The sequence below is a fragment of the Salmonella enterica subsp. arizonae genome, from assembly GCF_008692845.1.
Classification (GTDB): domain Bacteria; phylum Pseudomonadota; class Gammaproteobacteria; order Enterobacterales; family Enterobacteriaceae; genus Salmonella; species Salmonella arizonae.
This window is the reverse complement of record NZ_VXJW01000003.1, coordinates 172,647-185,001: the sequence shown is the minus strand read 5'-3', so window position 1 is coordinate 185,001 and position 12,355 is coordinate 172,647. Positions and strand designations below refer to the sequence as shown.

At 52.5% G+C, this 12,355-nt stretch carries 10 protein-coding genes, 4 tRNA genes and 1 pseudogene; 5 read left to right on the top strand and 10 right to left on the bottom strand.

Features of this window, described 5'->3' with window-relative positions; genetic code table 11:
• Positions 1-47: 47 nt before the first annotated feature.
• The 5 genes from crr to cysZ form a co-directional block, all read right to left on the bottom strand.
• The gene (crr, locus tag F4V61_RS08100; protein ID WP_000522253.1) at positions 48-557 is read right to left on the bottom strand and encodes a PTS glucose transporter subunit IIA; all 510 of its coding nucleotides are present in this window, start codon (positions 555-557) and stop codon (positions 48-50) included.
• A 40-nt stretch (positions 558-597) separates the two neighbouring features.
• Positions 598-2,325 (bottom strand): phosphoenolpyruvate-protein phosphotransferase PtsI, encoded by a 1,728-nt coding sequence (gene ptsI, locus F4V61_RS08095; RefSeq protein ID WP_000623116.1) that lies wholly within the window; start codon positions 2,323-2,325, stop codon positions 598-600.
• A 48-nt stretch (positions 2,326-2,373) separates the two neighbouring features.
• Entirely contained in the window at positions 2,374-2,631 is a 258-nt protein-coding gene (ptsH, locus tag F4V61_RS08090) for a phosphocarrier protein Hpr (protein ID WP_000487600.1), read from the bottom strand.
• A 382-nt stretch (positions 2,632-3,013) separates the two neighbouring features.
• Entirely contained in the window at positions 3,014-3,985 is a 972-nt protein-coding gene (gene cysK, locus F4V61_RS08085) for a cysteine synthase A (protein WP_038395019.1), read from the bottom strand.
• Positions 3,986-4,148: 163 nt separating this feature from the next.
• The gene (gene cysZ, locus F4V61_RS08080) at positions 4,149-4,910 is read right to left on the bottom strand and encodes a sulfate transporter CysZ (RefSeq protein ID WP_000255009.1); all 762 of its coding nucleotides are present in this window, start codon (positions 4,908-4,910) and stop codon (positions 4,149-4,151) included.
• A 230-nt stretch (positions 4,911-5,140) separates the two neighbouring features.
• Here cysZ and zipA point away from each other — a divergent pair, with 230 nt between their 5' ends.
• From zipA to F4V61_RS08065, 3 genes are all read left to right on the top strand, one after another.
• Positions 5,141-6,121 (top strand): cell division protein ZipA, encoded by a 981-nt coding sequence (zipA, locus tag F4V61_RS08075; protein ID WP_000983111.1) that lies wholly within the window; start codon positions 5,141-5,143, stop codon positions 6,119-6,121.
• A 71-nt stretch (positions 6,122-6,192) separates the two neighbouring features.
• A complete protein-coding gene (gene ligA, locus F4V61_RS08070; RefSeq protein ID WP_000433259.1) occupies positions 6,193-8,208 on the top strand; it encodes an NAD-dependent DNA ligase LigA in 2,016 nt (671 codons plus the stop codon).
• 1 nt (position 8,209) lies between these two features.
• Positions 8,210-8,428 (top strand): DUF3820 family protein, encoded by a 219-nt coding sequence (locus F4V61_RS08065; RefSeq protein ID WP_000409535.1) that lies wholly within the window; start codon positions 8,210-8,212, stop codon positions 8,426-8,428.
• On the opposite strand, the gene F4V61_RS08060 is transcribed toward F4V61_RS08065, so the two are convergent.
• Positions 8,425-9,423, bottom strand: coding sequence for a bile acid:sodium symporter family protein (locus F4V61_RS08060; RefSeq protein WP_000765561.1), 999 nt, complete (start codon positions 9,421-9,423; stop codon positions 8,425-8,427). The genes F4V61_RS08065 and F4V61_RS08060 overlap by 4 nt on opposite strands.
• 89 nt (positions 9,424-9,512) lie before the next feature.
• On the opposite strand from F4V61_RS08060, the pseudogene F4V61_RS08055 reads away from it, so the two are divergent.
• Positions 9,513-10,108: pseudogene (locus F4V61_RS08055) on the top strand (LysR family transcriptional regulator).
• A gap of 170 nt (positions 10,109-10,278) precedes the next feature.
• On the opposite strand, the gene F4V61_RS08050 reads toward F4V61_RS08055, so the two are convergent.
• The 4 genes from F4V61_RS08050 to F4V61_RS08035 form a co-directional block, all read right to left on the bottom strand.
• Positions 10,279-10,354: transfer RNA gene (locus tag F4V61_RS08050), tRNA-Lys, on the bottom strand.
• 4 nt (positions 10,355-10,358) lie between these two features.
• Positions 10,359-10,434 (bottom strand) — tRNA-Val (locus F4V61_RS08045).
• Between the two features lie 41 nt (positions 10,435-10,475).
• A tRNA-Val gene (locus tag F4V61_RS08040) sits at positions 10,476-10,551 on the bottom strand.
• 45 nt (positions 10,552-10,596) lie between these two features.
• Positions 10,597-10,672 (bottom strand) — tRNA-Val (locus tag F4V61_RS08035).
• A 258-nt stretch (positions 10,673-10,930) separates the two neighbouring features.
• Here F4V61_RS08035 and gltX point away from each other — a divergent pair.
• Positions 10,931-12,346 carry a glutamate--tRNA ligase gene (gltX, locus tag F4V61_RS08030; protein WP_000695615.1) on the top strand — a complete coding sequence of 472 codons (1,416 nt, stop codon included), beginning with the start codon at positions 10,931-10,933 and terminating at the stop codon, positions 12,344-12,346.
• Positions 12,347-12,355: the final 9 nt, after the last annotated feature.

The window sequence follows — 12,355 nt, the reverse complement described above, 5'->3', positions numbered from 1 at the left end:
GATAAAAAAATGGCGCCAATCGGCGCCATTCTTCACTGCGGCAAGAATTACTTCTTAATGCGGATAACCGGAGTTTCACCCACGGTCACGCTACCAGACAGTTTGATCAGTTCTTTGATTTCATCCATGTTGGAGATAACAACCGGAGTCAGGGTAGACTTGGCTTTTTCTTCCAGCAACGGCAGATCGAACTCAATGACCGGATCGCCAACTTTCACGCGCTGACCTTCTTCAGCAATACGTTTGAAGCCTTCGCCTTTCAGCTCAACGGTGTCGATACCGAAGTGAACGAACAGCTCAATGCCGCTATCGGATTCGATAGAGAACGCATGGTTGGTTTCAAAGATTTTGCCGATGGTACCGTCAACAGGGGCGACCATTTTGTTACCGGTTGGTTTGATAGCGATACCATCACCAACGATTTTTTCGGCAAAAACTACATCCGGCACGTCTTCGATGTTGACGATCTCGCCAGAGAGCGGGGCAACAATCTCAATAGTTCCGGTGTCTTTTTTATCATCAGAAACCAGAGATTTTAGTTTATCGAACAAACCCATGATCTTCTCCTAAGCAGTAAATTGGGCCGCATCTCGTGGATTAGCAGATTGTTTTTTCTTCAATGAACTTGTTAACCAGCGTCATTAACTCGTCCGTTGTCGGTTGAGCAAGAGCCTGCTCTGCTAACACCTTCGCATCTTCGAAGTTCGTGTTACGGATAATCTTCTTAATGCGCGGGATAGAAATGGCGCTCATAGAGAATTCGTCCAGACCCATCCCCAGCAACAGAAGTGTAGCACGTTCGTCGCCTGCAAGCTCACCACACATGCCAGTCCATTTACCTTCTGCATGAGAAGCATCAATAACTTGCTTAATCAAGTTCAGTACGGACGGTGACATTGGCTGGTAAAGATGTGAAATCATATCATTACCACGGTCAACTGCCAGAGTGTACTGTGTTAAATCATTGGTGCCGATACTAAAGAAATCAACTTCTTTGGCTAAATGACGCGCAATAGTCGCCGCCGCCGGCGTTTCCACCATCACGCCAATCTCAATGCTTTCGTCAAACGCTTTACCTTCGTCACGCAGTTCCTGTTTATAGATTTCAATCTCTTTGCGCAGCGCACGCACTTCTTCAACAGAGATGATCATCGGGAACATAATGCGCAATTTACCGAAAGCGGAGGCACGCAAAATCGCGCGAACCTGGTCACGCAGGATCTCTTTGCGATCCATGGCGATACGCACGGCGCGCCAGCCCAGGAACGGGTTTTCTTCTTTCGGGAAGTTCATGTACGGCAACTCTTTGTCGCCGCCGATATCCATGGTACGGACGATAACTGCCTGCGAGCCACACGCTTCAGCCACAGCTTTATAGGCGGCAAACTGCTCTTCTTCCGTCGGCAGCGCGTCGCGATCCATGAACAGGAATTCAGTACGATACAGACCAACGCCTTCCGCGCCGTTACGCTCAGCGCCTTCAACATCACGAACAGTACCAATGTTGGCGCAAACTTCTACCTGATGTCCATCCAGCGTGATTGCAGGCAGATCTTTCAGTTTAGCGAGTTCCGCTTTTTCACTGGCAACCTGCTCCTGAACAGCGCGCAGTTGCTCAATAACGTCGTTGGTCGGGTTGACGTAAACCTGGTTGTTTACGGCATCCAGAATAATAAAGTCGCCGTTTTTCACTTGAGAGGTGACGCTACCAGTACCCACAATTGCCGGCAGTTCCAGAGAACGCGCCATGATAGAGGTGTGGGAAGTACGGCCACCCGCATCGGTGATGAAGCCCAGCACTTTCTGCAGGTTCAACTGCGCGGTTTCTGACGGCGTCAGATCGGCGGCCACCAGGATAACTTCTTCCTGAATCGCGCTCAGGTCGATAATGGCAAGACCCAGGATGTTGCGCAGCAGGCGCTTACCGATATCACGTACGTCAGCCGCACGTTCTTTTAGATATTCGTCATCCAGTTCTTCCAGGGCAGTGGCCTGACCTTCGATAACTTCATGCGCGGCTGCGTCAGCCGTCATGTGCTTATCTTTAATCAGGGCTATGATTTCCTGTTCCAGCTCCTCATCTTCGAGCAGCATAATATGCCCTTCAAAGATGGCTTCTTTTTCTTCACCGAACGTTTCACCAGCTTTTGTCTTGATCGCTTCCAGTTGCGCAGATGCCTTGGCACGACCGCTCAGAAAACGTTCAACTTCCTGATCAACCTTGTCGGCAGAAATTTTTTTCCGGTCAATGACGATTTCGTCTTCTTTCAGCAGCAGTGCTTTGCCGAAAGCGATACCCGGGGATGCTAAAATGCCTGAAATCATAACCCTACCTTACTTGTGACTGATTTTTAAAAGAACCCGGAAAAAATCTTACTCGAGTTCAGCCATCAGTTTGACCAGATGTTCAACCGCTTTCTGCTCATCTTCGCCTTCTGCGGAGATGGTGACGACGGTGCCTTGAGTCAGGCCCAGAGTCTGCAGTTTAAACAGGCTTTTTGCGCTGGCGCTTTTGCCGTTGGAAGTCACAGTAATCTCAGAAGTGAAGCCTTTTGCTTCTTTAACAAACTGAGCAGCAGGGCGGGTGTGCAGACCGTTCGGAGCGGTAATGGTAACTTCTTGCTGGAACATTGTATTTCCCCAACTTATAGGTTTAGTGTTGTGGAACTAAAGTCTAGCCTGGCGGCTCAACTTTAGCCTGTATTGTTAGCGCTGGCGTAAACGGGGCGCGACACAAAAGTGTTCTACGCAATCCGTTGCTGGCAACTTATGGCCGCTGACGTTTCGCTCGTCATTAAACATTATGCCGCGAAAGGAAGATTTGAACCAAATCATAAAATCGATTCAGCTAACGCTTTACCTGTAACGATTAATTTCGCGCATCAAAATAATTAGTCTGGTTAAATACCAGTTCCGTCAGGGTGAATCAATGCCAGGTGAAGTGAAAGTTTGAAGCAGGCCACAAAAAAGCACCCCAAAAGGTGCTTTTTTACGCATTTTTAACATGCTGGCATCACTGTTGCAGTTCTTTCTCGGTAAAGAGATCGGCGAACAGCGCGGTGCTTAGATAACGCTCACCTGATGAGGGTAGGATAACCACAATATTCTTATTGGTAAAGCTTTCATCTTCTTGTAGCTTAAGCGCGGCAGCTACTGCCGCGCCGGAAGAGATCCCCGCCAGAATACCTTCCTCTTCCATCAGACGGCGCGCGGTAGAAATGGCCTCTTCATTGGTGATGCCAACCACTTTATCAATCAGCTTCAGATCCAGGTTGCCTGGGATGAAGCCTGCGCCGATGCCCTGAATTTTATGCGGCCCCGGCTTCAATTCTTCGCCTGCCAGCGCCTGGGCGATAACCGGGGAGTCGGTGGGTTCTACCGCGACGGTGATAAGATCGGCTTTACCCTTCGTCCCTTTAATATAGCGCGTGACGCCGGTCAATGTACCGCCGGTGCCGACGCCGGAGATAAAGACATCAACCTGGCCGTCGGTATCTTCCCAGATTTCCGGGCCGGTGGTTTTTTCATGAATTTCCGGGTTGGCTGGGTTGCTGAATTGTTGGAGCAGGAGATATTTTTGCGGGTTGCTGGCGACAATCTCCTCGGCTTTTTGGATGGCGCCCTTCATCCCCTTCGCCCCTTCGGTAAGCACCAGATTCGCGCCCAGCGCTTTAAGCAATTTACGGCGCTCAATGCTCATCGTTTCCGGCATGGTCAGGGTGAGTTTATAACCGCGTGCGGCGGCGACATACGCCAGCGCAATTCCGGTATTGCCGCTGGTCGGCTCCACCAGTTCAACGCCAGGTTTCAGTACGCCGCGCTTTTCGGCATCCCAAATCATATTGGCGCCGATACGGCACTTGACGCTGAAGCTCGGGTTACGTGACTCCACCTTCGCCAGAATGCGTCCGTTACCGATACGGTTCAATCGAACCAGCGGCGTATGACCGATAGTCAGCGAGTTATCTTCATAAATCTTACTCATAGCCTGTCCTTAACTGTATGAAATTGGGATACCTTCCCAGCATACCTTCCAGCCAGATATCGGGAAGTAAGGATTTCGCATATCTATATGCTGATGGGAAATAATGGTTATCAGTATGGAATAAGAGACAGCATAAGCCATCCCTTATTTATACATTTTTACTTTATTTCCATAACGCGTGCTTAGCACGCCAGCAGTCCACCCACATTGCCGTCGCACCACAGACGGCGACAGGCATAATAAAAAGGTTAAGCACCGGAATCATCGTAAAGAGACTGGTGAGCGCGCCAAATTGCATATTCGCGACCTTCTGCGTGCGTAACGCGGCGCGCATCGTTTTAAACGGCACTTTATGGTTATCAAACGGGTAGTCGCAATACTGAATCGCCAGCATCCAGGCGCTGAACAAAAACCACAGCACCGGCGCGATGGTTTGGCCAATGCCAGGAATAAAATAGAGAACCAGCAGCACGATAGCGCGCGGCAGATACCACGCCAGCTTTTGCCATTCGCGTTTCATAATGCGTGGTACATCTTTCATGATGCCGAGTACGCCGGTATCGGGCGGCGTGGCGCCGGTTAACCGCGCCTCAAGCTGTTCGGCTAAAAGGCCGTTAAACGGCGCGGCGATCCAGTTGGCGAGGGTAGAGAAAAAATAGCCGAAGACCAACAAAACAGAGATAACCGCAATCGGCCACAGCAGATAGCTCAGCCATTGCAGCCAGTCTGGTACATGACTCATCAACGAAGGTATCCAGGCGTCAAGCTGCGTAAACAGCCACCAAAATGCGCCGCCCATCAGCACAATGTTGACCAGCAAAGGTAAAATAACAAAGCGGCGGATTCCCGGTAGGGTGACTAACTTCCATCCTTGCGAGAAATAATAGACGCCGCTACGTGGTACGGTTGTGGATGATGAAACCATATTCAGGACATACTCCTTTTCTTAAAGCCCTGGGTAAGCGTGGGATATCTTACCCGGTTATCAGACGGTAGATAGTTCGGAAATGTTCGAAAAAACAGCAAAAAGTACATTTTCCTTCATCTTTATGCTGCGAAAGCCAACAGTACACTTGCACTTGACGTAATCGGCAAATACTCTTAGTGAGTAAATGTTTGCCGTGGTGGCAAGGTGTTAGAACAACAGAGAATATAATGATGCAGGATTTGCGTCTGATATTAATCATTGTTGGCGCGATCGCCATAATCGCTTTACTGGTACATGGTTTCTGGACCAGCCGTAAAGAACGATCTTCTATGTTCCGCGATCGTCCACTAAAACGCATGAAATCAAAACGCGACGACGACTCGTATGACGACGATGTCGATGCAGACGAAGGCGTGGGTGAAGTTCGTGTTCACCGCGTGAATCATGCCCCCGGTCAGCCGCAGGAGCATGATGCCCCTCGCCAGTCGCCGCAACACCAGTACCAGCCGCCTTATGCGTCTGCGCAACCGCGTCCAGCGACGCCACCGCAGCCGCAAGCGCCGCAGCAACAGCCGGTGCAGCAGCCGCCCCAACCTGTGCCGCCGCCTCAACAGGTTCAGCCATCTGCGCCGCCGGTACAGCCGCAGCAGCCTGCACAGCCGTCGCAAGCGCCGCAGCCTGTTGCGCAGCCCGCACCGCCGTTAGCAGAGCAAACCTTCCAGCCTGCGGATCCTGCCGTTGAGGCGGAACCTGTGGTGGAAGAAGCGCCGGTTGTGGAAAAACCACAGCGTAAAGAGGTGGTTATCATTATGAACGTCGCGGCCCATCATGGTAGCGAGCTCAATGGTGAAGTGCTACTGAACAGTATTCAGCAGTCAGGCTTTAAATTTGGCGATATGAACATCTTCCATCGTCATTTGAGCCCGGACGGTAGCGGCCCGGCTTTGTTTAGTCTCGCGAATATGGTTAATCCGGGAACCTTTGATCCTGAAATGACGGACTTCACTACGCCCGGCGTCACTATCTTTATGCAGGTGCCGTCTTACGGCGATGCGCTGCAAAACTTTAAGCTGATGCTGCAATCCGCGCAGCATATTGCTGATGAGGTCGGCGGCGTAGTGCTGGATGACCAGCGTCGGATGATGACGCCGCAGAAACTGCGTGAATATCAGGATCGCATCCGCGAGGTGATGGACGCTAACGCCTGAGATTAACGCAGGTGTGACATTTTTAACGTAACCCCCGCCTGTCGGGGGTTTTTTATCATTGATGGTGTGATATGGAACCAATCGAACAACAACTGACAGAACTGCGAACCACGCTTCGCCATCATGAATATCTATATCATGTGATGGATGCGCCGGAGATTCCCGACGCCGAATATGACCGCCTGATGCGGGAACTGCGGGCGCTGGAGGCGCAACGCCCGGATCTCATCACGCCGGATTCGCCCACGCAGCGCGTTGGCGCGGCGCCGCTAACGGCATTTAACCAGATTCGCCATGAAGTGCCTATGTTGTCGCTCGATAACGTGTTTGATGAAGAGAGCTTCCTGGCGTTTAACAAACGGGTGCAGGATCGTCTGAAAAGCACGGAAAATGTCACCTGGTGCTGCGAGCTAAAGCTGGATGGTCTGGCGGTCAGCATTCTGTATGAAAACGGCGTTCTGGTAAGAGCCGCGACGCGTGGCGACGGCACCACCGGTGAAGATATTACCTCAAACGTGCGTACGATTCGCGCCATTCCGTTAAAGCTGCGCGGCGATAACATTCCGGCGCGTCTTGAAGTTCGCGGAGAGGTATTTTTACCGCAGGCCGGATTTGAAAAGATCAACGAAGAAGCGCGCCGCAGTGGCGGCAAAGTGTTTGCTAACCCGCGTAACGCGGCGGCGGGCTCGTTGCGTCAGCTCGATCCACGTATTACGGCGAAGCGACCGCTAACATTCTTCTGCTACGGCGTCGGTATCCTGGAGGGCGGCGAGCTGCCGGATACGCATCTGGGACGTTTGCTGCAATTTAAAGCGTGGGGGCTTCCGGTCAGCGATCGCGTGACGCTGTGTGATTCTCCCCAGGCGGTGCTGGCGTTTTATCACAACGTCGAAGAAGATCGCCCCACGCTCGGTTTTGATATCGACGGCGTGGTGATTAAGGTCAACTCGCTGGCCTTGCAGGAGCAACTGGGCTTTGTGGCTCGAGCGCCGCGCTGGGCGGTGGCGTTTAAGTTTCCTGCTCAGGAGCAGATGACTTTTGTGCGCGATGTCGAGTTTCAGGTAGGACGCACTGGGGCGATTACGCCGGTGGCGCGTCTGGAACCTGTTCAGGTGGCTGGCGTGCTGGTCAGTAATGCCACGCTGCATAATGCCGATGAAATTGATCGTCTTGGTTTGCGTATCGGCGATAAGGTCGTTATCCGTCGGGCAGGGGATGTGATCCCCCAAGTGGTAAACGTGGTGCTGTCCGAACGCCCTGAAGAGACGCGTCCGATTGTGTTCCCAACGCACTGTCCGGTGTGCGGATCGGACGTAGAACGCGTCGAGGGCGAAGCCGTTACCCGTTGTACCGGCGGGCTGATTTGTGGCGCGCAGCGTAAAGAGTCGCTCAAACATTTTGTGTCGCGCCGGGCGATGGATGTGGACGGGATGGGCGATAAGATCATCGACCAACTGGTGGAAAGGGAGTACGTCCATACGCCAGCGGATCTGTTCCGTCTGACGGCGGGTAAACTGACCGGTCTGGACCGGATGGGGCCGAAATCCGCACAAAATGTCGTTAACGCGCTAGAAAAAGCCAAAGCGACGATCTTTGCTCGTTTTCTTTATGCGCTGGGTATTCGTGAAGTTGGTGAAGCGACGGCGGCGGGACTGGCGGCTTATTTCGGTACGCTGGAGGCGCTGCAGGCCGCCTCCATTGACGAGTTGCAAAAGGTGCCTGACGTGGGAATTGTGGTCGCTACCCACGTTTTTAACTTTTTTGCCGAAGAGAGCAATCGTGAGGTGATCGGACAGCTACTGGCGGAAGGGGTTCACTGGCCTGCGCCGGTAGTCATTAATGCGCAAGAAATCGACAGCCCGTTTGCCGGTAAAACCGTGGTATTAACCGGCAGCCTGAGTCAGATGTCCCGCGATGACGCTAAAGCGCGTTTAGTGGAACTGGGCGCGAAGGTGGCAGGCAGCGTATCGAAGAAAACCGATCTGGTGATTGCGGGTGAAGCGGCGGGTTCCAAACTTGCCAAAGCGCAGGAACTGGGCATTGATGTCATTGATGAAGCGGAAATGCTCCGTTTGCTGGGTGTCTGATATGGAGAAAGCGCAATTGATCGCCATCGCCAATACGCTGATGCCGTTCGGCAAATATCAGGGGCGTCGATTGATCGACCTTCCGGAAGAGTACCTGCTGTGGTTTGCCCGTAAGGAGCAATTTCCGGCGGGTAAGCTGGGGGAGTTGATGCAAATCACGCTGCTGATTAAAACAGAGGGGCTGACACAACTGGTGCAGCCCCTGAAGCGCCCGCTTTAAGCCTTCGCGGCGCAGCTTTCCTGCTGCGCCTGTAACTTCTCGGTCTGGCGTTTGTAGCGCCGCGCCAGCTCTGCGCAGACCATCAGTTGGATCTGGTGGAAGATCATCAGCGGTAATACCATCATACCCAGCACTGACGTCGGAAACAGGATATTGGCCATAGGAATCCCGTTGGCCAGACTTTTTTTCGAACCGCAGAAGACGATAGTGATTTCATCGGCTTTGTTGAAGCCGCATTTACGGGCGACAAAGACGTTAATGGCTATGACGATCGCCAGCAGAACGAGGCTGACCACGACGATGAACAGCAACGATCCCCAGCCGACTTTGTGCCAGATACCGTTGACCACCGCTTCACTGAACGCCGAGTAGACCACCAGTAAAATAGAGGTCTGGTCCGTTTTCGCGATCCACTTTTTGTTGCGCGCGACCCAGTTGCCGATCCAAGGGCGGGACAGGTGTCCCAACACAAAAGGCAATAGCAATTGCAGCATAATTCTGCCAACCTCTTCCAGACTGCCCTGCGCGCCATGAATATTCATTACCAAACCTACCAGCAGGGGCGAAAGAAAAATGCCCAGCAGACTGGACGCAGACGCTGAGCAGACCGCAGCCGCGACGTTCCCGCCCGCGAGTGAAGTAAACGCAATCGCGGACTGCACGGTGGCGGGCAAAATACACAGATACAGAAAGCCGCTGTAGAGCATAGGGTCGACATTAACAGGCGCCCACCAGGCAAACAGGACGCCGAGGACAGGAAAGAGCACAAAAGTGCTGCACATGACCCACAGGTGCAATCGCCAGTGGCTACCGCCAGCGATAATCGCGTCACGCGAGAGTTTTGCGCCATGCATAAAAAACAGCAGCGCGATGGCCGCTGTCGTGATGCCTTCAACGACAGGCACAAAGCCGCCTTCCGCCGGGAAAAAAGAGGCCAGCAGTACCACTGTGATAAGCGTCAGCGTGAAAGGGTCGAGGATACGAAAAAGTTTCATAAAAACTCCTGAAAGTCGGTGCAGCTATTTTGCGTTTTTCGCTTTGAGAAATAAAATTGATTTATTGCATCTATATATGAATCTAGTCGATGAATTATTCACTGCGTCAATTGCGTATTTTTATTACTGTCGCCCAGGCAAAAAGTTTTAGTCGGGCAGGGGATATGATTGGTCTGAGTCAGTCTGCGGTCAGTCATAGCGTGAAAGAACTGGAGCGGCGGCGGATTTACAGTGTGAAGCCATTTTATCAGAGCCTTTTTTACTGTTGTGTCGCCAGGATCATCCGCTGGCGCATCAGGAATGGGTAAGCTGGCAGGATCTTAAACAGGCGCCGCTGGTCTTACAGGATTATGCTTCTGGTAGCCGACCGTTGATTGATGCGGCGCTTGCCCATTTTGTTATTGAGGCGAATATCGTGCAGGAGATTGGCCATCCCGCCACGCTCTTTCCAATGGTGGAAGCGGGAATCGGCATCAGCGTGCTGCCCGCGCTGGCGTTACCGCTCCCGCAGGGCAGCTTCTTGCAAGTTAAACGGCTGACGCCCGTGGTTGAAAGGCAACTTATGCTGGCGCGGCGAAAAAACCGATCGCTCTCCACGGCGGCACAGGCATTATGGGATGTGGTGCGCACGCAGGCTGGCGAGTTAACCGCATCGAGGGCGAAAGATCCGCTGTATCAGATGTAGACGGTAAGTAAGTCGGTAGCGTTGATGCGGTATTTGTGCCGGGTGGCGGCTTCGCCTTACCCGGCCTGTATTCGCTCATCGGCCCGGTAAGTATAGCGCCATCAAGTATTGGCTATCGCAAGGTTATATCGCAGATAGCAAAAAAGCGCCTTTAGGGCGCTTTTTTACATTGGTGGGTCGTGCAGGATTCGAACCTGCGACCAATTGATTAAAAGTCAACTGCTCTACCAACTGAGCTAACGACCCGAAGTGGTGGGTGATGACGGGATCGAACCGCCGACCCCCTCCTTGTAAGGGAGGTGCTCTCCCAGCTGAGCTAATCACCCACTTCGGTACTTCACAATAAGAAACTTAGCTGGTGAGAAAGTGGTGGGTGATGACGGGATCGAACCGCCGACCCCCTCCTTGTAAGGGAGGTGCTCTCCCAGCTGAGCTAATCACCCACTTCTCAATTTCTTATCTACACGGCGGAGACTACATAAAGTAGTTGGTGGGTGATGACGGGATCGAACCGCCGACCCCCTCCTTGTAAGGGAGGTGCTCTCCCAGCTGAGCTAATCACCCCCGCTGTGTGGAGTCGCATTATAGGGAGAGTTGAAAATGAGTCAACGCATTTTCTAAAGTTTTTGTTTGTTCGTCGTAAAATTAAACAAAACGATCGCGAATCGCTCCGCGCCGCATGATTTCTATACGGAAATAGCAAAGCGCAGCGTTCTGACCGGATCAACATTGAGGAATCAAGCTACAGTGATAGAATACAAGGCTATTCATCTTTCCAGGATTTGCCGGTTGTCGGCATCTTTATAAACGTAAGGCCATTTCATGAAAATCAAAACTCGCTTCGCGCCTAGCCCGACAGGTTATTTGCACGTCGGCGGCGCGCGTACTGCTCTTTATTCCTGGCTTTTCGCACGTCACCACGGCGGTGAGTTCGTGCTGCGTATTGAAGACACCGATCTTGAACGTTCCACGCCGGAAGCCATCGAAGCCATCATGGATGGTATGAACTGGCTGAACCTGGAATGGGACGAGGGCCCCTATTTCCAGACCAAACGTTTTGATCGCTATAACGCGGTTATTGATGAGATGCTGGAGGCGGGAACGGCTTATAAATGCTACTGCTCTAAAGAGCGTCTGGATCAGCTACGAGAAGAGCAGATGGCGAAAGGCGAGAAGCCGCGTTATGACGGGCGTTGCCGTCATAGCCACGAACATCATGCTGACGATGAGCCGTGCGTAGTGCGCTTTGCCAATCCGCAGGACGGTTCCGTTATTTTTGATGACCAGATCCGTGGGCCGATCGAATTCAGCAACCAGGAGCTGGATGATCTGATCATTCGTCGTACCGACGGTTCGCCGACCTACAACTTCTGCGTGGTTGTTGACGACTGGGATATGGAAATTACCCATGTAATTCGTGGCGAAGACCATATCAACAACACCCCGCGCCAGATTAACATCCTGAAAGCGTTAAACGCGCCGGTGCCGATGTACGCGCATGTGTCGATGATTAACGGCGACGACGGTAAAAAACTGTCTAAACGTCATGGCGCGGTTAGCGTCATGCAGTATCGCGACGATGGTTATTTGCCAGAAGCGTTGCTGAACTACTTGGTGCGCCTGGGCTGGTCCAACGGCGATCAGGAGATCTTCACCCGCGAAGAGATGATCAATCTGTTCTCTTTGGGCGCGGTGAGTAAATCCTCCAGCGCCTTTAACACCGATAAACTGCTGTGGTTGAACCACCACTACATCAATACGCTGGCGCCGGAATATGTGGCGACGCATCTGCAATGGCATATCGAGCAGGAAAATATCGATACCCGTAATGGTCCGCAGCTTGCTGAACTGGTGAAGCTGTTGGGCGAACGCTGCAAGACTCTGAAAGAGATGGCGCAGAGCTGCCGCTACTTCTATGAAGACTTCAGCGAGTTTGACGCCGATGCGGCGAAAAAACACCTCCGCCCGGTGGCGCGCCAGCCGCTGGAAGTGGTGCGCGACAAGCTGTCGGCGATTACGGACTGGTCAGCAGAAAACGTCCATCACGCGATTCAGTCCACGGCGGAGGAGCTGGAAGTGGGGATGGGTAAAGTGGGGATGCCGCTGCGTGTGGCTGTGACAGGCGCAGGGCAGTCTCCTGCGCTGGATGTCACCGTACATGCGATTGGCAAAACCCGCAGCATTGAGCGCATCAACAAAGCGCTGGGCTTTATTGCAGAACGTGAAAGCCAACAGTAACGCGAGCTG

Excerpts from the sequence above, each read along its gene's own strand:
- crr (WP_000522253.1), bottom strand. The coding sequence starts at position 557 with ATGGGTTTGTTCGATAAACTAAAATCTCTGGTTTCTGATGATAAAAAA.
- ptsI (WP_000623116.1), bottom strand. The coding sequence starts at position 2,325 with ATGATTTCAGGCATTTTAGCATCCCCGGGTATCGCTTTCGGCAAAGCA.
- ptsH (WP_000487600.1), bottom strand. The coding sequence starts at position 2,631 with ATGTTCCAGCAAGAAGTTACCATTACCGCTCCGAACGGTCTGCACACC.
- cysK (WP_038395019.1), bottom strand. The coding sequence starts at position 3,985 with ATGAGTAAGATTTATGAAGATAACTCGCTGACTATCGGTCATACGCCG.
- cysZ (WP_000255009.1), bottom strand. The coding sequence starts at position 4,910 with ATGGTTTCATCATCCACAACCGTACCACGTAGCGGCGTCTATTATTTC.
- zipA (WP_000983111.1), top strand. The coding sequence starts at position 5,141 with ATGATGCAGGATTTGCGTCTGATATTAATCATTGTTGGCGCGATCGCC.
- ligA (WP_000433259.1), top strand. The coding sequence starts at position 6,193 with ATGGAACCAATCGAACAACAACTGACAGAACTGCGAACCACGCTTCGC.
- F4V61_RS08065 (WP_000409535.1), top strand. The coding sequence starts at position 8,210 with ATGGAGAAAGCGCAATTGATCGCCATCGCCAATACGCTGATGCCGTTC.
- F4V61_RS08060 (WP_000765561.1), bottom strand. The coding sequence starts at position 9,423 with ATGAAACTTTTTCGTATCCTCGACCCTTTCACGCTGACGCTTATCACA.
- gltX (WP_000695615.1), top strand. The coding sequence starts at position 10,931 with ATGAAAATCAAAACTCGCTTCGCGCCTAGCCCGACAGGTTATTTGCAC.